This window comes from Litoribacillus peritrichatus (assembly GCF_039537985.1).
Classification (GTDB): domain Bacteria; phylum Pseudomonadota; class Gammaproteobacteria; order Pseudomonadales; family Litoribrevibacteraceae; genus Litoribacillus; species Litoribacillus peritrichatus.
The window spans coordinates 1,065,137-1,085,462 of the sequence record NZ_BAABBN010000007.1; the positions used below are offsets into that span (position 1 = coordinate 1,065,137).

General features: G+C 46.2%; 21 protein-coding genes. 14 read left to right on the plus strand and 7 right to left on the minus strand.

Annotated elements, in window-relative coordinates:
* Positions 1-28: 28 nt before the first annotated feature.
* Positions 29-1,972: an extracellular solute-binding protein gene (locus ABD744_RS14475; protein WP_344799240.1), complete on the minus strand. Its 1,944-nt coding sequence runs from the start codon at positions 1,970-1,972 to the stop codon at positions 29-31.
* Positions 1,973-2,206: 234 nt separating this feature from the next.
* On the opposite strand from ABD744_RS14475, the gene ABD744_RS14480 reads away from it, so the two are divergent.
* Positions 2,207-3,865: a sensor domain-containing diguanylate cyclase gene (locus tag ABD744_RS14480; protein WP_344799241.1), complete on the plus strand. Its 1,659-nt coding sequence runs from the start codon at positions 2,207-2,209 to the stop codon at positions 3,863-3,865.
* An 11-nt stretch (positions 3,866-3,876) separates the two neighbouring features.
* Here ABD744_RS14480 and ABD744_RS14485 read toward each other — a convergent pair whose 3' ends face one another.
* Both ABD744_RS14485 and ABD744_RS14490 read right to left on the minus strand, forming a co-directional pair.
* Positions 3,877-4,752, minus strand: coding sequence for a LysR family transcriptional regulator (locus ABD744_RS14485; protein WP_344799242.1), 876 nt, complete (start codon positions 4,750-4,752; stop codon positions 3,877-3,879).
* A gap of 30 nt (positions 4,753-4,782) precedes the next feature.
* Entirely contained in the window at positions 4,783-5,199 is a 417-nt protein-coding gene (locus tag ABD744_RS14490; protein ID WP_344799243.1) for a hypothetical protein, read from the minus strand.
* Between the two features lie 158 nt (positions 5,200-5,357).
* Between ABD744_RS14490 and ABD744_RS14495 the strand changes: the two genes are divergently transcribed.
* From ABD744_RS14495 to ABD744_RS14540, 10 genes are all read left to right on the plus strand, one after another.
* A complete protein-coding gene (locus tag ABD744_RS14495; RefSeq protein WP_344799244.1) occupies positions 5,358-6,683 on the plus strand; it encodes a magnesium transporter in 1,326 nt (441 codons plus the stop codon).
* A 194-nt stretch (positions 6,684-6,877) separates the two neighbouring features.
* A complete protein-coding gene (rimK, locus tag ABD744_RS14500; protein WP_344799245.1) occupies positions 6,878-7,783 on the plus strand; it encodes a 30S ribosomal protein S6--L-glutamate ligase in 906 nt (301 codons plus the stop codon).
* 4 nt (positions 7,784-7,787) lie between these two features.
* A complete protein-coding gene (locus ABD744_RS14505; RefSeq protein ID WP_344799246.1) occupies positions 7,788-8,798 on the plus strand; it encodes a succinylglutamate desuccinylase/aspartoacylase family protein in 1,011 nt (336 codons plus the stop codon).
* A gap of 20 nt (positions 8,799-8,818) precedes the next feature.
* Positions 8,819-9,247, plus strand: coding sequence for an ATP-dependent zinc protease family protein (locus ABD744_RS14510; RefSeq protein WP_344799247.1), 429 nt, complete (start codon positions 8,819-8,821; stop codon positions 9,245-9,247).
* A gap of 80 nt (positions 9,248-9,327) precedes the next feature.
* Entirely contained in the window at positions 9,328-9,924 is a 597-nt protein-coding gene (locus ABD744_RS14515) for a mechanosensitive ion channel domain-containing protein (RefSeq protein ID WP_344799248.1), read from the plus strand.
* A gap of 85 nt (positions 9,925-10,009) precedes the next feature.
* A complete protein-coding gene (locus ABD744_RS14520) occupies positions 10,010-11,344 on the plus strand; it encodes a mechanosensitive ion channel family protein (protein WP_344799249.1) in 1,335 nt (444 codons plus the stop codon).
* A 99-nt stretch (positions 11,345-11,443) separates the two neighbouring features.
* Complete coding sequence (locus ABD744_RS14525) at positions 11,444-12,865, plus strand: DUF3336 domain-containing protein (protein WP_344799250.1); 1,422 nt, start codon at positions 11,444-11,446, stop codon at positions 12,863-12,865.
* A gap of 73 nt (positions 12,866-12,938) precedes the next feature.
* Positions 12,939-13,385 (plus strand): GNAT family N-acetyltransferase, encoded by a 447-nt coding sequence (locus ABD744_RS14530; RefSeq protein ID WP_344799251.1) that lies wholly within the window; start codon positions 12,939-12,941, stop codon positions 13,383-13,385.
* 27 nt (positions 13,386-13,412) lie between these two features.
* Entirely contained in the window at positions 13,413-13,844 is a 432-nt protein-coding gene (locus tag ABD744_RS14535) for a GFA family protein (protein WP_344799252.1), read from the plus strand.
* A gap of 76 nt (positions 13,845-13,920) precedes the next feature.
* Entirely contained in the window at positions 13,921-14,241 is a 321-nt protein-coding gene (locus ABD744_RS14540) for a hypothetical protein (protein WP_344799253.1), read from the plus strand.
* A gap of 90 nt (positions 14,242-14,331) precedes the next feature.
* Here the strand turns inward: ABD744_RS14540 and ABD744_RS14545 are convergent, their stop codons facing one another.
* Complete coding sequence (locus tag ABD744_RS14545; protein WP_344799254.1) at positions 14,332-15,774, minus strand: dihydrolipoyl dehydrogenase; 1,443 nt, start codon at positions 15,772-15,774, stop codon at positions 14,332-14,334.
* A 63-nt stretch (positions 15,775-15,837) separates the two neighbouring features.
* Positions 15,838-16,137 (minus strand): glutathione S-transferase N-terminal domain-containing protein, encoded by a 300-nt coding sequence (locus ABD744_RS14550; protein ID WP_344799255.1) that lies wholly within the window; start codon positions 16,135-16,137, stop codon positions 15,838-15,840.
* Positions 16,138-16,223: 86 nt separating this feature from the next.
* On the opposite strand from ABD744_RS14550, the gene ABD744_RS14555 reads away from it, so the two are divergent.
* Positions 16,224-17,309 (plus strand): AraC family transcriptional regulator, encoded by a 1,086-nt coding sequence (locus ABD744_RS14555; protein ID WP_344799256.1) that lies wholly within the window; start codon positions 16,224-16,226, stop codon positions 17,307-17,309.
* On the opposite strand, the gene ABD744_RS14560 is transcribed toward ABD744_RS14555, so the two are convergent.
* A complete protein-coding gene (locus ABD744_RS14560) occupies positions 17,300-18,058 on the minus strand; it encodes a substrate-binding periplasmic protein (protein ID WP_344799257.1) in 759 nt (252 codons plus the stop codon). The two genes, ABD744_RS14555 and ABD744_RS14560, sit on opposite strands and share 10 nt — an antisense overlap.
* A gap of 463 nt (positions 18,059-18,521) precedes the next feature.
* Between ABD744_RS14560 and ABD744_RS14565 the strand changes: the two genes are divergently transcribed.
* Entirely contained in the window at positions 18,522-18,761 is a 240-nt protein-coding gene (locus tag ABD744_RS14565) for a hypothetical protein (RefSeq protein ID WP_344799258.1), read from the plus strand.
* Positions 18,762-18,903: 142 nt separating this feature from the next.
* A complete protein-coding gene (locus ABD744_RS14570) occupies positions 18,904-19,305 on the plus strand; it encodes a GFA family protein (RefSeq protein WP_344799259.1) in 402 nt (133 codons plus the stop codon).
* Positions 19,306-19,448: 143 nt separating this feature from the next.
* On the opposite strand, the gene ABD744_RS14575 is transcribed toward ABD744_RS14570, so the two are convergent.
* Positions 19,449-20,195 carry an outer membrane protein gene (locus ABD744_RS14575; protein WP_344799260.1) on the minus strand — a complete coding sequence of 249 codons (747 nt, stop codon included), beginning with the start codon at positions 20,193-20,195 and terminating at the stop codon, positions 19,449-19,451.
* Positions 20,196-20,326: the final 131 nt, after the last annotated feature.

Genomic DNA, 20,326 nt, shown 5'->3' on the forward strand with positions numbered 1-20,326 from the left:
ATGTGGTTTTTCTTGCGTGGCAGTTTGTTCATGGGGTGTGCTGGTGGAAGGTTTTTAACCGTTCATTTTCCAGAGCTGTGATTGTTTTTTCTATGTCGGGTTTAAGTAAGAAATCCGACAGTATCTGAATGGCTTCTTTGCTGAAAGCTTGATTGGTATCCCGGTCAAAATACTGCATGATGTCTTCGGATTTATTGAGCAGTGTGACGCCTTCCATCGACATCGGTGATATATGCTTGCTGGATTCTGTAGTGGCAGGTATGTAGCCAATGCCGTTGGCAAGTTTTAACTGCGTTTGTGGCTTCGATAAAAACTTTAATAATGTCAGTGACTCGTTCAGTTTGGTGCTCCAGCGGGATAGTACGAAAATCTCTGTGGGCATCAGTTCAAAGCGAGGAACGTTTTGGTTTATGACCGGAAACGGAAAGAAGCCTATGTTGTCGTGCAGTTCGTGCGGAATTTTCTTTTCAACAAAATTACCGATCAGGGTGATCCCGGCGTCTTCGTGATACAACAATGGAATGGCTTCGGACCACGTCAGCTTTTCGTGCCCTTTATGGAAATAACCTTGATCAATGATGGACTTCCAGGCTTGCAGCACGTAACGCACTTTCGGATCGGTGTAGGAAACCTGCCCGTTCAGTAAAGCTTGGTAAAATGCCAGGCCGTTCATTCTCAGGTTCAAATAATCGAACCAAGCGGCCGCTGGCCAGTCGTTTTTTGTGCCTATGGCAATGGCATCCATTCCATTGTCTGTCAGTACTTTTGCCACGTCTAAAAAAGCGTCCCATGTCTCAGGCGCTTGCAATCCTAGTTTATCGAACAGCGACTTCTTGTAATAAAATCCCCATTGATAAAAAGAAAATGGCAGGCCGTAGATGTGATCGTCGTACTCCAGTTGTTGAATGATGGTTTGAGGAAATTTTTCATCCCAGTTTTCGTAATCTCTGAGAAAATCTAAAGATCGCACCGAGTTCTGCTCTACCAGCTCAAACAAACGTTCACCGGCTTGCCAATAAAAAACATCCGGGCCTTCTTGATTTTCGGACCATTCAGCCACTTTCTGTTTGTATTGCGCATCGTTGTATACGGAGAAGTTAATATCAATGTTGGGGTGTTCTTTCTCAAATTGGGTAAAGAGTTCCCGGTAACCAATGCCCTGACCTTGACTGGCCAACAGAAGTCCAACCTTGAGCGTCGTTTTCTCAGGTTGAAGGGGGATTTCTCCTTTCCATTTTTCAAGATTTTTTTCAATTAATTGGGTGGTTATGCCTTCTTCTTTGAGTTCGTGTAATCGTTTGTTGAAGTAAGGAATGAGTTCAGTGCATTCGGATTTTTTAGAAAAACCATGGTGCACGGGGCTTACGACAACGGGATTTGGCAAGTAGGTGACTTTGTCGTTATCCGGGTATTTGGCGAGAAAGGTGCGGCCAGCAAACAGCCCTGTGATGAAATACTGAGTTCGGCCTTTAACCAGTAAATCGAAATTGGTTTTCAGGCCCGTGATTCTTTGAGTGTTCAATGATTGCGAAATGAAGGCATCGAATTGTTCTCCATGGCGGTCACCGGTGTTTAATGTCCCTTTACGGTCAATCAGGTCACTCCAGTGATGAAATTCAAATTCTTTGCCTTTTGCGACAAACACAGATACAGGGTTTTGATAAAAAGGGGATTCCGAAAAAGCGAGATAAGGGCGACGTTCCGGTACATTTTTCAAACCAAGAATTAAGTCAATTTGGCCTTGTTGTGCTTTAAAAAGCACCCGCTTCCAGGGGCCTGCATAGCGCGATTCATAAGAAATATTCAGTTCATCCAGAATGATTTGAGCCTGATCAACGCTGGCCCCGACAATTTTACCTGCTTGCTCCCAATGAAAAGGGGGATAATTAGGGTGCGCCGAAAAGACCACATGGTTGCATTGGGCGTGCGCGAACGAGCTGAAGAAAGTGAATAGAAACAGGAGCCATTTCATGATTAGAAATCCATTGCTGTACTCATTTAGTGTAGTTGGTTTTTGAATAAATCAAGTGCTTGCTATTGCCTGTTTGTGAGGGATTTCTGAGGTGATATTGCGTTAATTCGTACGTCTAATAAGGAAATGAGGGAGGATTTTCCCTTGATTTATTTGACCTCTGCTATATTGGAATGAGTCGGTATTCTTTCCTCTTATTCTCTTTGTTGATGAATTTGGCTTAGGTAGAGTTTTATGAGACTCAAACATGTTTTGATTTTGGCGTTTATTCTTTTATCTTCAGTACCTATGTTACTGAGCTTGCAGTATTTAAACAGTTTCACCGCCAGTCAATACGAACGACAAACGGAAGAGCAGTTGTCGGCCTTATCGCTGATTGCCAAAAAACGGATCGAGTCGGTGCTCGACAGAGTGAAAGATAATATTGCTTTGATTACCAGTCGCACTCAAATGAGGATCAGTCTGGATCAGTGGAATAACGCTCGGGATGTGAAAGCCAGAAACAAAGTTCACAAAATCATTAATGATGCCAAAGTCGGCTTAACCAAGCTGCACAGTATTTCCATCTATGACAATAAGGGGGTATTAGTAACGGCCACTGCAGATACCCCGAATGGCCATCAGATTAACATTCCGGTTGATAAAATCTTACCAAGTATCAAGTTACTAAAGCGTAATGACCAGTTGCTTATGCTCGGTATTGATCGGCTATTACTGAACAATAAAGTGATTGGTTACGTAAAAGTGGCGTTGTTCGCGGATTTCATTGTTGAATTAGTGAATGACCGAACCGGCTTGGGCGTAACGGGCGAGTGGTTGGTTGCACAACGGCACGACAGCGGCGATGCATTGTTTGTTGCGCCTTTAAAATACGATCACGACGCTGCCTTTAAGCGGCGTGTGTCGAAAGAAAAGATAGACATTCCAATTACTCAGGCGTTGTTAGGTAATGAACGCATTATGAGGCATGCACCCGATTACGCAGGTAACCTTGTCATTGCATCAACCCGCTATCTTTCGGAGCTGGATTGGGGGTTGGTGGTTAAAATTGAAGAAGATGAAGTCAGTCAGCTGATGAATAAAACCAAAACCGTCATTTATGTGTCTGAAGTCATCATCATCATTATGGCGGTTCTGATGGGGGTTGGCGTCTCATTTTACATTTCGAACCCGCTGGAAAAACTGGCTTCGCATACCAATAAAGTAGCGCAAGGGCAGTTTGAGCAATACCCTCGCTCTCAAACCTGGAAAGAGGTGAGAGACCTTACTGAGCACTTTAATTATATGATCAGCTCGATGAAAGAGTTGAACGAAAATCTGAATGCCAAAGTGGCCGAACGAACGAAAGAGCTGGCTGACTTAAACCTACAGCTGACGGAGTTGAGCACCAGAGATCCATTGACCGGTCTGCATAATCGCCGGTTTTTAAGTGAAAAACTTTCAGAAGAGGTGAGCCGTGCCAAGCGATATTCGTCTCCGCTGACCTTGGTTATATTGGACGTAGATCACTTTAAACAGGTGAATGACACTTGGGGTCATGACGTGGGTGATCAGGCGTTAAAAATTATTTCGTCTCATTTGAGCAGTGTGATTCGGGAGTCGGATGTATTAGCTCGTTATGGCGGGGAAGAGTTTTGCATTCTGTTACCTGCCACAGAAGAAGAGCAAGCGCGAAAGTTTCTGGATCGAATCAGGATGGACATTGAATACCTGAAAATTGGCTCAGGAGAAAAATGTTTCAGTGTCACCTGTAGCTTTGGCATCGCGAAACTGGACGATGACGATACGGAATCTTCTTTGACCAAAAAAGCAGATTTGGCGCTTTATCAGGCGAAGTCGGATGGCCGAAATTGCATTCGTTGTTACAGTATTGATGATATTGGTGGCGCTTAGTCTGAGCCGGTTCAGATTTTAATTTCCTCAGGCACTTCTTCCACAGGCACTTCGAGCGATTGAATGACTGACAGGATGGACTCTATGTCTTTGAAGTGGATGTTTTCTTTGTGATAACACGCGTAGATTTGGCGGCTGATCACGGGCGCATTCATGACTTGATGAAGTTGCTTTTCCAGATAAGGTTCTACCATCCTGTATGGAAGGTAGGCGCTGCCGCCAAAGTCCAGAATAAAGTCCAGAGCAAGCCTCGATAGGCTGGTGTGTAATACCGGGGGCTGGGCATCCGGGTAGAGTTTGGCGAAGTTCATTTTAAAACTGATTCCCCAGTCAACCGCCACATAGTTTGATGAGGCTGCTTCGGAGGCAATATGGGCCGGGTTGGAACTGACCAGAATGAGTTCCGCCGGGGCAATATCGATGGACTTCAAATCACTGATTTTAGCGGGTTCGTAAAGCAGGGCGAGGTCTACAGTGCGTTCCATCAAACCACGAATCAGGGCCTCACTGGTATTCGATTCGGCACGGATGGTTAGGTTTGGGTGTTCTCGATGCACCTTGTGTAAGGTGTCTTGCAGGACAAGATCCCAGAGTCCGCTGGTGCCCGCTAAGGTAATGACGTGCTGTTTTTGCTTTAATGCGACGTCTTGCTTAGCCCGCTCCCAAGCGATCAAGATGGTTTCAGCGTGATTCACCAAGCGCTCACCGGTTGCTGTCAGCTGCAGGTTATTGCGTAACCGGGTGAACAGCTTAGCCCCGACAATGGTTTCGAGTTGCTTCAGACGCGCACTGACGGCGGCTTGAGTTAAATACAGGTTTTCAGCCGCTTTCCCGAAGTGACGAGTGTTTTTCACTTCGAGAAAGGTCCTTAGCAGTTCTATGTCCATATTGAATATTCGTTCTGTTTCGGGGTTTCTTTAGAGGCTCCTAAGCTGATGTATGGCTTCAAACAGCTGCGGATTGATCGTCAGTGTAATACGATCGTCTTGCGGGTGACAGTCAGGGCCGGAATAAATTACTAAAGACAGGAAAGGATCTTTGCCTTGTGTATCCTGAAGCGGGTAAATTTTCAGATCTTCGCATAAGTGTCGACTTAACACCGCCAGCTGGACAACGATGTCGGTGATGCTGTGGGTGGTTAGGGCTTTGGATAGTCTCTCGGTATCGAGATCGTTACTGGCTTCCATGGCGATGGCCCTAATCAGGTCGGAAACTTCGGACGATTCCGACAGCAGGGTACTCAGGGCTGATTGCAGCCGTTCCAGTGAAGTCCCTTCAAATGAATGATGGACATTAGCAGCGGATTCTGTGGAACTTTGATCTATAGTTGACATAATTGTGGCTAAAGAGTTGAAAACTATAGTGTCTTATCTTTGTTATTTATCCCCAATCTAAAGTTCTTTGTGGTTACCATAAAGATTTTTTGTTTTACCTATCTTTCAACATAACTAAAAATGATTCGCGAATTTTTAACGGGCAAGGGAGTAATTGAATGAACGATTTAGTCCAACAGAGCATTTCTTCATTAACCAGAGAATTGGGTGAGTCACCAGCAACGATTAACTCTCTTTCATCGAATGAAGATGTGGCGTTGGTTCTGGAGTCCATGCCTATTGAGAATCGTCTTGCGGTTTGGCAGCGCCTTGATTTGGAACGAAAGCTGGGTGTGCTTTTGTGCTTACGTTTGGAGCCAAGAGACAGCATCTTAGCCGCGTTGAGTCTTGAGGAACTGGACGCGCTGTTTGATGGTATGTACGCAGATCAGTTGATTGATCTTTCTGAAACCTTGTCCGCTGAGAAGGTTGAACGTGCGTTGCAATCCATGGATGAGCAACAGGTCGCGTTTTTTGAAAAAGCCAATCAGTTTCAGGCCAATCAAATTGGTCATTGGGTGAATCATAATTTATTGATGCTGCCGGCCACCAGTAAAGTAAAGGACAGCGTGCGTCAGATAAAGCGTCGCATTCCGTCGTATACCGACAGTATTTTTTATGTGAATCGTAACGGTCAATTTCAGGGGGCGGTGAGTATTTCTCATATCATCACCAGCGATGAAATCAAGTCTGTGAAAGAGTTATTCATTGAAAATTACCCTTGCCTTCACGCAGAGGACGATATTGCGGAAAGTGCCCGTAAGTTAATGAACAGTGGTTATGCCAATTTACCAGTGGTGGATAAGGACAATGTATTGGTCGGGCGTTTGGATGTGCCAACCGCTAACTCGATTCTGTCTGAGTTCTATGAAGCTAAAATGATGGCGCGCTCGGGTTTGGATGAGAAGGTGGATTTGTTTGCGCCTGTCAGAAAGAGCATTGAGGACCGATCCGTCTGGCTGGGCATTAATTTGTTGACGGCGTTGCTGGCTTCCTGGTTTGTCGGGCTATTTCAGGATACGTTGGAGGCGGTAGTGGCCTTGGCGGTATTGATGCCAGTGGTCGCCAGTATGGGGGGGATTGCCGGCAGTCAGACGCTGGCGTTGATCATTCGAGGGTTGGCACTGGGGCAGGTAAACAGCACGAACATCAAAACCTTGCTCAATAAGGAAGTTCGGATTGCCGCCTTTACCGGTGTTTGCTGGGCGATCTGCGTTGCGATTATTGCCGGATTGTGGTTCGACGGTGTCATGATAGGTTTGGTCATTGCACTGGCGATTCTGGCCAATATTCTGGCGGCTTCCGTGTCGGGGCTTTTGGTGCCGGTGATACTTAATAAACTGAAGTTTGATCCGGCGTTATCCGGCGCGGTGATTTTAACAACCATTACTGACATTGTCGGCTTTGTGACTTTCCTTGGGTTGGGTTCCTTGTTGTTGGTTTAGAGGCGACCCCCCCCGTTTTTACGACTCTCGTACCGATTTTCCTGCGGTATGAGAGCGGCGTTATCTGAATAAAAATTAAAAGATTTTTTGATCGTGACGACAAAAATAATTCGTTTTACGATCCGTTCGAATATCACCAGAATGAGCGCCAATTCAAGGTACTTAAATCGGTTTATTCATCTCAGGAGGCGGCCATGAAAGTCGCAATATTATCCCGTAATCCCAAGTTGTACTCTACTAAACGATTGAAAGAAGCGGGTGAACTCCGTGGTCATACGGTAGATATTATTGACACTATGCACTGTTACATGGACATCACCAGCAGCAATTCAACGGTTCGTTACAAAGGTAAGCCGCTGCCTTTGTATGATGCGGTGATACCGAGAATTGGTGCATCCGTGACTTTTTACGGTACGGCGGTGGTCAGGCAATTTGAAATGATGGGCACTTTCTGTATCAACGAGTCGGTGGCAATCAGTCGTTCCCGGGATAAGTTGCGTTCGCTTCAGTTGTTGTCCCGAAAAGGCATAGGCTTACCGAGAACAGGCTTTGCTCATCACCCTGATAACGTTGACGATTTGTTGAAAAATGTCGGTGGTGCACCGGTGGTGATTAAGCTACTGGAAGGCACTCAGGGCATTGGGGTGGTGTTGGCCGATACGAATAAAGCAGCGGAAAGCATCATTGAAGCTTTCATGGGGCTAAAAGCCAACATTCTTGTTCAGGAGTACATTAAAGAAGCGGGCGGTGCGGACATCCGCTGCCTGGTGATCGGCGATAAGGTGGTTGCGGCTATGAAACGGCAGGCGGCACCGGGTGAGTTTCGTTCGAATCTGCACCGTGGTGGGTCGGCTGAACTGGTTAAGCTTTCCCCGGCGGAGCGTAAAACGGCAGTTGATGCGGCGAAAACTATGGGATTGGGCATGTGCGGTGTGGACATTCTGCGAGCCAATAACGGCCCGGTGGTGATGGAGGTGAATTCCTCCCCTGGTTTGGAAGGCATTGAAGTATCGACCGGTAAAGATGTGGCGGGGATGATTTTTGACTACATTGAAAAGAATGCCAAACCAAATCGTACCAAAACCAAAGGTAAAGGTTAGACGAATGAAAAGTCTTCAGATAGGTGGTGTAGAAATACTTCCGGGTGAGACCAAAAAAATTGAGCTGCCAACCGTTTCACTTTATACAGACACCAGTATGTGCATTCCTGTGTTTGTAAAGCGGGGAAAGCGGGAAGGGCCGACGATGTTTGTCAGCGCGGCGATACACGGTGATGAGCTGAACGGTATTGAAATTATCAGTCGTCTGATTAACAGCGCTTCAATCAAGTCTTTAAAAGGAACATTGATTGCCGTGCCGTTTGTGAACGGTTATGGCGTATTGAACCAGAGCCGCTATTTACCCGACAGGAGAGACCTTAACCGTTCTTTTCCTGGATCGAAAAAAGGGTCTTTGGCGGCGCGGATCAGCCACTTATTTTTAAATGAAGTGGTGGCCAAGTGTGACTATGGCATTGATTTGCACACGGGGGCGATTCACCGGACTAACCTGCCGCAAATTCGCGCTAATCTGGACGATGAAGACACTTTAAATTTGGCAAAAGCGTTTGGTGTTCCAGTGTTGATTAATGCCAACTTACGGGACGGCTCTTTAAGAGGGGCGGCTGGTGAGCTGGGCGTGAAAATTTTGCTTTATGAAGCAGGGGAAGCCCTTCGGTTCGACGAGTTGTCCATACGCGTGGGTGTCAAAGGCATTGTAAATGTGATGCGGCACTTAGGCATGCTGGCTAAGACTAAACGTCGGGCCAAAACGTCGGTTGAACCTTTTGTGGCCAGGCAGTCGGGCTGGGTCAGAGCGACCGACAGTGGCTTTGTGAATCATAAAAAAGATCTCGGTGATCATGTGCTGAAAGGCGATACACTGGCGTCTATTAAAGATCCGTTCGGAACGGTGCTGGACTATGTGAAAGCCAATGCCAAGGGCATTGTGGTGGGCAAACAGAACATTCCTTTGGCCCAGGAAGGGGATGCCATGTACCATATTGCGTATTTCAGCAACCCGACCGACGTAGTAGATAACATTGAAATCATGCAAGATGAGTTAACGATGTCATAGAACTGAAGGGGAGTCCCTGTATGCAATCGACAATTTTGGGTGCAATAGAGCACTGTGATTTACCGGATCTGGATATATTCAATATGCAGGTTCGGGTGGATACGGGCGCCAAAACATCCTCCATCCATGTAGATAATGTGGAGTGTGTGGAGAAAGATGGCGCTCAGTGGATCAGCTTTGATATTCATCCGGATGTCCATAACGTCAATCAGATTGTGCGCAGGGAGGCTCTGCTCAAACGAAAAAATGTGATAAAGAGCTCCAATGGTCAAAAAGAACAACGTTTTGTTATCGATACTTGGTTGAAACTGGGAGCAATTGATCAATTGATCGAATTAACCCTGACTGACCGGTCATCCATGAGTTACCTGATGTTGTTAGGGCGTCAGGCGATGCCAGAATCTGTGTTGGTCGACCCGAATAAAGAGTTTTTGCAAGATAGTAAGTGACTGAATAATAAGCAGTTCCTGAATAAATAATTTTACAGATAAACAATAACCGAAAGGTAAAGAGTGAGGTAAATAGTTGTATGGAAAGTATTGTTTTTGATTGGCTGAGCACATATCAGTTAAATGTTGCGCTTACGCTGGTCATTTTCAGTTTCTATGGTGTCTTTCGGTTTTTTGCAGGTCCAAGAATTCGGGAACAGGCGGAAGTTGGCCGCCTGAAAGATCAATCGGTAGCCAAAGCGCTGTCGGCACTGAATATCATTCTGATGATCGGTGCAGTGGCTTCTGCCCTGATTGTCTGGGGGTTTGATTTTAAAGGGTTGTTAACCTTATCTGCCAGTATCTTAGCGGTCACCGGTGTGGCCTTGTTTGCCAGTTGGTCCATTTTAAGTAATGTGACTTCCTTTTTTCTGTTGCTCGCTCATAACTCTTATAAGCGTGGTAACTTTGTGCGCATCATGGACGGCGATAACTTCATTGAAGGTTATATTTCAGAGATTAATTTGTTCAATACCAAGATGATTAGTGAGTCGCGCGAAGTGATCATTTATCCCAATAATCTGATTTTGTCGCGACCAACGTTGGTGAACCCTCGTGAGCGGTTGACCCCGATTGGTAAAATTGCTCCTGCGAAAACAGACGCGAAGCCTGAAGAAAAGGCCGAGAAATCGGCTTAACGTTCATTGATTTATGACGGTGGCAAACGTCAGTGAGCCTTGACTGCCGAGTTGTTCGGCTTGATTAATTGTGTGGTGATTTAGAATGATTACGGATACGCTGCTGGAACACGTTGAACGCATTTCTCAGAATGTGCTTGAAGTTGTTTTAAGTATTGAAACCTATCATCAAATAGGCATCATCGCGCTTATTTATCTGCTGGCTTATACGCTTGCGTCCAGAATTTTTAAGTACACCCCGGTTCTCAGACAGCCCCCTACGTCTGATGTGAATGCGCCGCTCAGGGCTTTGATGTACCGGTGCGGTAAATTATTGTTCCCGGTACTCGCTTTAATTTTCTTACGCATTTCCCTTGAATTCAGTCAGTGGGTTTTAGAAGACGGCTGGGTGATTCAGGTGGCGTTTGCCATCGCGTTGTTTCTGCTTTTTCATTCTTTCGTCACCTTATTCGTGACGAACGCTTTTGTGGCGATGGCTTTTCGGTGGATCGGCATCCCCATTCTGTTTTTCTATGTGATCGGGGTGCTGGACGACATCATCCGTGTGCTTGAGTCCATGTCGATTGAGCTGGGTAACATTAAGTTGTCTGCGTATGGGCTGACACGTACTTTGATTTTTGGTTCGTTACTGTTTTGGTTAGGGCGAGTATCAAATTCCACCGGGCAAACCATTATTCGTAAGCAGGAGTCGCTTGATTTCCGTACCCGTGAAATCGTGGCCAAGCTGTTTGAAATTGCCCTTTTCTTTTTAATCATCATGATCATGCTGCAATTGATGGGCATTAACTTAACAGCGCTGGCGGTATTCGGTGGTGCTGTGGGTGTAGGTTTAGGTTTTGGTTTGCAGGCCATTGCTTCTAATTTCATCTCTGGGGTGATCATTATTTTTGACCGCTCCATTTCGGTGGGAGACTACATTGAAATGGAAGATGGCCGGAGTGGAACCGTGACCGAGCTGAACATGCGCTCGACCACACTGGAAACGTTCGATGGCAAAGATATCGTGGTGCCGAATGAGAAGTTTATCTCTGGTTCTTTTACTAACTGGACGCATAAAAATGGCAAGCAACGGTATCGGGTGGACTTCTCCGTCGGCTATAAAACCGATGTTCGCAGCATGGTTGAGCTGATTAAAGAGGCTGTGGCCAATCACCCTCAGGTACTCAGTGGCCCGGATTTACCGTTTGAAGAACGGCCGGACTGTGAGATTGACAGCTTCGGGGACAATGGCGTGAACATGTTTGTGGAGTTCTGGATGGAAGGCATCGACGACGGCCGTAACCGAGTGGGTGGTGATTTGTTGTTGATCATTCTGGAAACCTTGCAAGAAAATGGCATTGAAATTCCGTTCCCACAACGAGATGTCCGAATTGTGCAGTTTGATGCGCAGGCTTTGCAGAAACAGGCGGCTTCGGAGTAAATCGGTTGGTTGGTATTTCATTCATCTCTATTACAACTGGCTCATGAAAAGGTGATATGGTTATGACTTCCGCCTTTGAATCAACGCCGTCACCTTGTTATGAAAAAAGACACTCTCAAATCTTTATATGCTCGCCTGAAGTCAGCGAACAGCTACCCTGAATGGCTGTCGCTGGCTGAAGAAATTGATGCTCTCAATGATCATCTGGCTTGGCAAAGTCATATCCCGGATGATGGCGTTTATGCCTTGCTTGATGTTCATGTAAAGCGGATCAATACTTTAATCGCGTCCAGACAATGGCTCAAACTTGTCGATTTCCTAAGAGAATCTTTGTATCGCATGGTGGCAGAACTGAACAGTCATCGGTTGTACAGTTTGGCCTTAACCGGCCCCAAACACGTGGTCGAAAGCTATCTGAGCGCGGTGGAGTGTGCGCTGGATTGCATTTGTGAAACCGAGATCAAAGAACTTTCTGTCTCCCAAAAACTGGCCGTTTTTACTCAGGCGGAAACCAACTTTGGTCGACCGGCTTTGATGCTCAGTGGGGGTGGAACTTTTGGTATTTATCATGTCGGGGTGGTGAAGGCGCTATTGGAACAGGGAGTGTTGCCGGAGGTGATTTCTGGCACCAGTATGGGCTCCATTGCTGCAGGCATTCTGGCGGTGAACGATGATCAAGCACTGTATGAGTTGTTTAAAAAGCCAGAAGAGCGTCACTATCGGCCATTAAAACGTTTACCTTGGCGAGACATGTTTTCGGCAAAGGCATTACTCAATGAAGCGCAGTTGAACGAGTGCATCTTAGCAAATATGGGGAACCTGACGTTTGCTGAAGCTTACCGGAAAACCGGTCGCGAGATCAGCATTTCGGTGTCCTCTAACCGGCCTGGTCAAAAGCCCCGAATTCTTAACTACCAAACCGCACCGGACGTCTTGATCAGTTCGGCTTCCAGAGCATCTTGCTCGGTTCCGGGGTTATTTCCGCCCTGTAAATTACGGGCCAAACAAGCCAATGGTAACATCGTTGATTACATGCCGAGTGAGTACTGGGTGGATGGCTCTTTTGCCTCCGACATACCGCAGCAACGCATTGGTCGTTTACACAATGTGAATTACTTCATTGTGAGCCAGGCAAACCCTCATGTGTTGCCTTTTGTATCGCATCGGCAGAAGAGCGGGTTGGCGGCGGTAGCTAAAGATCTGGCGGTGTCTTCGTTAGTCAGTCAGAGCAGAACCTTACTGAAAGTCGCTCAACGGCGTTTGCATCGGGAGCCGTGGCGATCCTGGCTGGATCATGGTTCTTTGATATTAGGGCAGGAGTATTTGGGGGATATTAATTTACATCCTGACTTCCCTGCGCAATGGTTTTTGAAGTTTATGAAGAACCCAACCATCGACGAGATTCATTATTTACTTAAAACAGGTGAACGTACTACCTGGCCTTACTTGAAGATGATCGAAAACCAAACCCGGATCAGTAAGAAGTTAAGAGCCTGCGTTACTCACTTGCAAACTCAATAATAGCCTTGGTTGTGTGATTATATTGTTCAAATGATGAACTCGAAGATAAGAAAGCGATGTTAAAGGTGGTTCGGTGAAAAGAAAACAGGTCCAACTGGAGTGCATTGAGTTGCCGTCCTCCGAGCAGGCCAGTGAGTTGAACCGCCGGTTCGATGATTACCTGCAAACCCAGTTCCCTGGCATTGCTCCGGAATCGGCCGATAAGTTATTTATGCTGGAAGCCAGAGATGAATCGGGCCGGTTGGTGGGTGGTATTCACGCTAATTGTTATTGGGATGGACTGGAAATTCTTACCCTTTGGGTCGACGAGTCTTTACGTGGCCAAGGGATAGGCGCAACGTTGGTTGAGCAGGCTGAAGATTACGCCAGAAAGAACGGAGCGGTGGTTGCCTTTTTGAAAACGGCGGAAGCGAAAGTTTTTTATCAAAAGCTGGATTATGAAGTTTATGGCGTGCTGGAAGACAGGCCCATAGGTTCCCAATTGTTTCATATGAAAAAGCGGTTGGACGTTGAACCATAAGGCATTCATTTTTAAGGAGCCAGTTCTGTGGGGGTTAATAAGTCATATCGCGGCCAATGCCTGTGTGGATCAATTTCGTATGAAGTTGATCAATTTGATCCAAAGATGGCTCATTGCCATTGTTCCATGTGTCGTAAATTTCATGGGGCGGCATTTGCTACATTTGGGGCTGCCAAAAAAGCAGATTTCCGGTGGCTTTCCGGTGAATCCCTGTTAAAAACATATCAAGCAAAAAACGGTACGAACAGGCAGTTTTGCAATGAGTGTGGTTCTAGCCTGACGTTTTCGGGTGTAGAGGACGACGGGAGTATTGTCGAAATTGCATTAGGTACACTGGATACGGAACTGCCAATTCAACCTGATGCCCATATTTATACTAAATACGGTGCTGATTGGTATCAGTCGGGAGATGATTTACCCAAATTTGAAGAAGGTCGAGTTTCGAAATCTGACTCATAAAATAATAAAGACAGCCGATACAAATTCCTGAACATGAATGGCTCAATACCGGATGTATTTTTGAAAGGGAATGATCATGCAAGTCTTTGAATTAAAAAATGCAGAAGGCGAAGTAACGGCGTTTGAAATCAGTAACAGCTTTATGGGGTCAGGGTCGATAGCTCGGTTCATCAAGCGTTGCGAAGGTTGTGACGTTACTTCAGTCCGTAAGTTATTTCAGTCGGATGACGTCCATGTGCATTTTATTTTTGAAGATCAGGCTTTTACGGTGTCCGAACCCCATGGCGAGAGCAGCCGATTAGTGATTGCACCCGTCGAAATTACAGAAGATGCGATGGCGGTAATTCATTGGCTCATGAAATCTGTTGCCGCCACGCCATTTTTTAAATTCTACTGAGAGAAAACGCTCATTACGCTCTAAGCGAGGCTTTTATCAAAATGTCATTTTTCTGATATTCACGCTTTGAATCTTTCGTTCTCTTAAAAATCATGCGCCAGGGCCACAATCCAGGCAATGTTCTATCAGTTCCGGTCCGATATGCAGTTTGGCGTTCACATCTCGAAGTGCCGTTCTAACCCCTTCTTCAATGACCGGATGATAGAACGGCATGTCCAGAATCTGGCTGACGGTCATTCTTTGTTGTACCGCCCAAGACAACAAGTGGCCAATGTGCTCTGCCGCCGGGCCAAACATTTCAGCGCCTAAAAGCAAGCCACTGCCTTGCTCTGCGTATACCTTGAGAATGCCTTTGTTTTTGCCCATGACCCGGCTTCTGCCCTGGTCTTCAAAACTGACTTGCCCTACGGCGTAACAAGACTGGCAGCGGGCTTCGACTTGTTGTAATGATAAACCCACCGAGGCTACCTGAGGCTCGGTGAAGACAACGGCCAATGGTGTTCGTCTCAGACCTGAACGCACATCGGGATAACGGCCTGCGTTATCACCCGCAATGCGTCCTTCGTCGGCAGCTTCGTGAAGCAGGGGAATATCATTGTTGGCATCACCGGCGATGAATATGTGGCCAGGGGTGGCCTGACCTGTGTATCGGTCAAACACCGGTACGCCCTGATCATCCAGAGTCAGGCTGGTGTTTTCGAGTGCCAGGTTGTCTATGTTGGGTTTGCGACCGGTGGCGGCGAGTAAATAATCAAAGGTTTCCGTGACGTCCTGACCGGACTTATCCACATAGTGAATCTCAACGGCGTCTCCGGTTTTTCGGATGCCGTTTACCTTGGCATTGGCATCCAGATAGAATTCTTCATTAAAGGTTGTTTCTGCGTAGGTTCGGATCTCTGGATCTTGGATGGCGGCAACGGAACCGCCACGACCGAACACTTTAACGTTTACCCCAAGCCGACTCAGTGCTTGCCCGAGTTCCATGCCTATCACCCCAGGGCCAAACACTGCGACGGATGCAGGTAACTCTTCCAGTTCGAAGAGGTCGTCATTGACGAGCAATCGGTCTCCAACTTCTAAGAATAGACCCGGAAAAGAAGGGCGTGAACCGGTGGCGATGATTATTCGATCAGCGGTTATTTCTGTATGGTTATCCACCACCAGAGTGTGGTCGTCTTTAAACTTTGCATAGCCCATAAGCTTATGGTCAGCATGAAAACCATTGACGGATTCAACCACAAACCCGACAAAACGATCGCGTTCTCGACGAACCCGTTCTAACACGGCTTTACCATCCACCTGCACGTTCTCCACAGACACGCCGAATGGTTCCGTTTTTTTGGCATGATGCGCTGCTTCAGCGGCGGCAATCAGTAATTTACTGGGCATACAACCAACGCGGGCGCAAGTTGTGCCGTATTGATGGGCTTCTATTAACAGGAGGCTGTCGGTATGTGCTCGTGCAGCCCGGTATGCACCCATGCCTGCCGTGCCGGAACCTATGATTGCTACTTCAACGTGTCGTTTGTTCATGATTTTTGCCTATCACCTTCTGGACGTTTACTGTCGGTTGAACCTATACGCTAAAGAGGCCGGTTAAGCGTATTGCTGGGTTTGTTTTCGGATGATGTCTGCATTGCTATTCAGGTATTTAATAATGTCGCTGGATTCATACAGCCATTCTGTATTGCCATCTGACGTTTCGATCTTCAGACAAGGCACCTGACCAAGACCGCCTTTTCGGATTAACTCGGTTCTTTTTGCCGGGTTGGAACGTATGTCATACTTGGGAATGTCTAATTCCAAATGTTGAATCGCCTGTCTGGTACGTGCGCAGTATGGACACGCTTCAAAGTGGTACAGTGACAGGTTGGTAATGTTTTTTGCGTTGCTCATTTTATTTTCTCCTGCTCGTAACTTGTTGGATGTTTGCTATTATCCAAATTCGAAGCCGACAAAATATGATGTAATGTTCGCGATTTATGATGTTTCGTTCGGCAGGGATCGTCCCGAAGGGATCGTTCGGAACGAATCGCCCAGAACGAATCGTCCAGTCCGGGTTTTTCAGTAAAAGTGCACTCGACTTAACGGTGACAAAGAACGGAGTAAAGGATCTTCAAATGGATGCACTGGCAGATGTGTTAAGAACCATTCGGTTAAAGACGACCACCTATTTTTGTACCGATTTTCATGCGCCGTGGGGAATGAACGTCGGTCAACGTAAAGACGGCTTGTTTCACGTGGTGGTTGAAGGTGATTGCTGGTTGAAGCTGGAGCATTCCGAAACCGTGATTCACCTGCAGGAAGGCGATATTGTTGCTTTTCCTACCGGAGGCGCGCACTGGATCAGCGATCAAAGCCACAGCCGGGTGCTGCCAGGGCCTTCGGTGGTGGAGCAAATCTTGGCCGGGGATAATCCGTTTGCCGTGCAAGGCCAAGAGGAGGCCAAAGCGATCACGTTGATGTGTGGCTCTTTTGATTATGACTCTTCCATTAATCACCCGTTTCTTAAAGATCTGCCATGTTTTATACACATTAAGTCGAGCGAAACCCCGGAGCTGGACTGGCTAAGATCGTTGGTTACGGTGCTGTCTTATGAATCTCGTGTTGAATCGCCAGGCTCTACGGTGATGGTCGACCGCTTAACCGAAGTGCTGTTTATTCAGATTATGCGGGCGTACACGAAAAGTCATGTTTCGAAGATGGGTTACATGGCAGCGCTAATGGATTCTCAAATCGGTGAAGCGCTCAATGCTATCCATGCTGAAGATGAAGCCTACTGGACGGTAGAAAGGCTTGGAGATCATGTTGCGATGTCGCGAACGGCGTTTTCTGAAAAATTCAGTAAGCTGGTGGGGATTCCCGCTAAAACCTATCTGGTGAACTGGCGAATGCAGAAAGCGAAAGAGCATCTCCAATCGGGTGTTAAGTCCATGTATGAAATTGCCGAGATCGCCGGGTATTCGTCTGAAGCGGCGTTCAGTAAAGCGTTTAAACAATTCTTTGGCGTTTCACCCGGCAAAGTCCGAAAGGGGGCGCATTCTTCTGAAGAACAGGTTCAAAAATAGTTCTGGATCATGGCATCGATCTTTCCGTCATGTTTGTAGGTATTTAATACGCGATTAAAGCGTTTGAGAAAGTTTTCACCTGCCTTGTTGGTTCTGGGAATGATCAGGTGGTGCCCAATGGTGGTGAACGGCGTTTCTAAGATTTTGTATTCTGTAGGGTTATCCGCTTCGGATTGAATTAAGGCTTCGGCCGTTTCGCTGTTGGTCATCACCATATCGACTCTACCTGCGCCAAGCATTCTGAAGCAATGTTTCATATTCGGAGGTTGATCAATGATGATGATGCCTTTCTCAGCGAGTTTTTTTAATCTGAATAAGTTATAGCCTTGAGGTTTACACACATTTTTACCTCTGAGGTCGTAATCGGATTGATAATGGATATTACTGCCCCTTTGGACAATGAATACTTCTTTGAGGGTGTATAGAGGCTCGGAGTAGAACCACTCTTTGACGCGTTCTTTGTTTTTGGAATAAGCAAAGGTTCCGAGGTATAGACCTTCTTGAGTTTGTTTATAGCCTCGCTTCCAAGGTAGAAAATTCACTTCACTCTGATCCCCCATGTCCTGAACCACTGAGACCACGATTTCAGTCGCAAGGCCGCCGTTTTTGACCGCTTCTCCGGTAAACGGAGGAAATTCACCTGAGGCAAAATGGTAGGTTTCTGCCTGACAGATGCTGAACAGCAGGCTGAAAAAAAACACTAAGACGGGGCGGGATAACATGCTGGCAGCTCCATAGTTAATTGACATAATGCCTCCTGCAATTGGTTAAGCATAGCCTTTCGTGTTCTTTTTTGCTCGGTTCATAGAAAGGGAGAACGGTGCGTGTTTCAATTTAGAATTCGTTAAATTGTTGTCGACGGTACAGGTATTTAGCTCAGATACCGAAAACTCGCACAAACGAATATCGATAAGTGCTATTTCCATAGGGGCGAAGAATTCGTTAGGTTTGAACTTAATGGCATTCGGTTTGGCGTGGACGTGGTTTTGCACCAGGCAAATTTTGAAGGGAAATACAGTCTTGATTTAGTCAGAGGTCGTGTCATAGGAAATAATCTGTACGCAGTTGAGGCGTCTGACAGTGCGTTAAAAAATACTGTAATTAATGGTCAAGGGAATGAGGTTAAGGCCGTTATTGGAGTTAGACTACTGGATGAAATCAACGTGTTAACTCATGTGATCCAAGGACAGGATTAGAAAGGAAGCTAGGCATATGGACTTGTTATTATTGTTTGTTATTTTGTTGGTGGTGGTCGTTGGTTACATTAACTTAAAAGTGTCTTTGTTGATTGTGCAATCCACTTCTGAATCGGTACTCATCCGGTTTTTTGCTTTGATGGTGGTTTGGTGTTTGCCTGTCTTAGGGGCTTTCTTGGTGCCTAAAACGTTATTACCTTCGATTCGTGTTTCTCATAAGCGCAAAGTGTTGTTAACCGGCGGTGATCTTGGTTGATGGTTTGGCTATCGGCAACCTTCCTGAAAAGCGCTACTCAGGTAAGTTATCTGGCGCATAATTTACGTTTCTTGGCCTGTTTGTTCGTGTTTTTTACCGCACGGTTCTTACATAATGGCTGAACTTATTCAGGAGATTCAATATGGCTTTAACAGGAAGTTGCCTTTGTCAGAAGGTTAAATATCAAATTACCGGCCCCTTGGACGATGTATTGAACTGCCATTGCAGCATGTGCCGTAAACTGCATGCATCGGCGTTCCGAACGCGCGCAAGCATTGCTTCGTCAGACTGGAAAACCCTTGAGGGACAAGCGTTTATTAAGTTTTATGAGTCGTCTCCGGGGGAGCACAAAGGGTTTTGCTCTGAGTGTGGTTCCAGTTTATTAACGAAGTTTGATCACAAACCTGACGTGTTTGGATTTCCTTTAGGAACGTTGGATTCTGACCCTAAGGTCAAACCAAGTCGTCATGTTTTTGTTGGCAGTAAAGCCCCATGGTACGAGATCACAGATGACTTGCCTCAGGCGATGGAGTTCGAATCCTAGCGGGTGATTGATTTCCTATCGGTTGCACTAAAGGCGTTGAGCCCAGTTTTAAAATGCTCATTTGGTGAAGATAATAAGCGTGGACAGAAGGCTGTTATTATCTTCATCCGATGAGTTATTTTGAGTCGGTATTTAATTCAGATTTAAAACTGATAAGACGCGTTCAGGTAATACTGAGAGGTGCCTTTAAATTTGTAGGTCATGTATTCATCTTCGAACTGAATCTTGTGGTCGTTATCCACTAACACAGAGTATTTAGCTCCGGTTTCAAGGCGCCATTGCTCATTGATGTTGTAACCGACTCCGGCATTTAAACCTGCCGTCACGCCATTGTTCTTTGATGTTTTACTGACGCTGTATTGCATGCCGGGCAAGTTGGCCACGTTGCTTTTGTAAGTGTATTTCAGCGACGATGAATAATAACCTAGGTTGCCTCCGGCGAAGACCGACCAGTCATCGTTGAAGTGAAATAAATAGTCGGAGCCCAGACCTAATTGGTAATCATCTTTATCAAATTGAACCGTTTCTTTCACAGGCACCTGAACCAGATCGTCACCAATGTTGATGATCCCCATGGAATATTCTTCATAGCTTAATTCTGTGTTATCACCCACCTGCATGTAGCCATAAACCCGTAAGTTTTTGTTGATGTAATTGCCGAACTGCAGTCTCAGGTAGTTGGATGAATCGAGTTCATTCACGGCTTTTTTTTCAGAATCCTCTTTGTCTAAATCGAGGTTACTGGAAAGGCTTGTTGTGTAACTGCCTGCGCCAAACTCTGCACCTATATACCAATTGTCGGCGGCTGCATTTGTGCTCAACGTAGCAGCGGTAAAACCTGAAAGCGAGGTAAGGAGGGCGATTGCAAGAGGGTGTTTAGATTGTGTCATTGTATTTCCTATGTGTGTATAAACTTAAAATGTTGGTTGGCTTTTTACCGTGCCATTGGTGCCCGGTTGATGTGAGCGCATGTTAGGGATGAGCACTCAAGAGGGCTAATAACAAAACCAAACAGAAACTT

Coding starts and splice junctions, on each gene's coding strand:
- ABD744_RS14540 (WP_344799253.1), top strand. CDS start 13,921: ATGCAAGTCTTTGAATTAAAAAATGCAGAAGGCGAAGTAACGGCGTTT.
- ABD744_RS14560 (WP_344799257.1), bottom strand. CDS start 18,058: ATGTCAATTAACTATGGAGCTGCCAGCATGTTATCCCGCCCCGTCTTA.
- ABD744_RS14570 (WP_344799259.1), top strand. CDS start 18,904: ATGGCTTTAACAGGAAGTTGCCTTTGTCAGAAGGTTAAATATCAAATT.
- ABD744_RS14475 (WP_344799240.1), bottom strand. CDS start 1,972: ATGAAATGGCTCCTGTTTCTATTCACTTTCTTCAGCTCGTTCGCGCAC.
- ABD744_RS14550 (WP_344799255.1), bottom strand. CDS start 16,137: ATGAGCAACGCAAAAAACATTACCAACCTGTCACTGTACCACTTTGAA.
- ABD744_RS14525 (WP_344799250.1), top strand. CDS start 11,444: ATGAAAAAAGACACTCTCAAATCTTTATATGCTCGCCTGAAGTCAGCG.
- ABD744_RS14545 (WP_344799254.1), bottom strand. CDS start 15,774: ATGAACAAACGACACGTTGAAGTAGCAATCATAGGTTCCGGCACGGCA.
- ABD744_RS14575 (WP_344799260.1), bottom strand. CDS start 20,195: ATGACACAATCTAAACACCCTCTTGCAATCGCCCTCCTTACCTCGCTT.
- ABD744_RS14510 (WP_344799247.1), top strand. CDS start 8,819: ATGCAATCGACAATTTTGGGTGCAATAGAGCACTGTGATTTACCGGAT.
- ABD744_RS14505 (WP_344799246.1), top strand. CDS start 7,788: ATGAAAAGTCTTCAGATAGGTGGTGTAGAAATACTTCCGGGTGAGACC.
- ABD744_RS14565 (WP_344799258.1), top strand. CDS start 18,522: ATGGACTTGTTATTATTGTTTGTTATTTTGTTGGTGGTGGTCGTTGGT.
- rimK (WP_344799245.1), top strand. CDS start 6,878: ATGAAAGTCGCAATATTATCCCGTAATCCCAAGTTGTACTCTACTAAA.
- ABD744_RS14555 (WP_344799256.1), top strand. CDS start 16,224: ATGATGTTTCGTTCGGCAGGGATCGTCCCGAAGGGATCGTTCGGAACG.
- ABD744_RS14495 (WP_344799244.1), top strand. CDS start 5,358: ATGAACGATTTAGTCCAACAGAGCATTTCTTCATTAACCAGAGAATTG.
- ABD744_RS14520 (WP_344799249.1), top strand. CDS start 10,010: ATGATTACGGATACGCTGCTGGAACACGTTGAACGCATTTCTCAGAAT.
- ABD744_RS14515 (WP_344799248.1), top strand. CDS start 9,328: ATGGAAAGTATTGTTTTTGATTGGCTGAGCACATATCAGTTAAATGTT.
- ABD744_RS14480 (WP_344799241.1), top strand. CDS start 2,207: ATGAGACTCAAACATGTTTTGATTTTGGCGTTTATTCTTTTATCTTCA.
- ABD744_RS14490 (WP_344799243.1), bottom strand. CDS start 5,199: ATGTCAACTATAGATCAAAGTTCCACAGAATCCGCTGCTAATGTCCAT.
- ABD744_RS14485 (WP_344799242.1), bottom strand. CDS start 4,752: ATGGACATAGAACTGCTAAGGACCTTTCTCGAAGTGAAAAACACTCGT.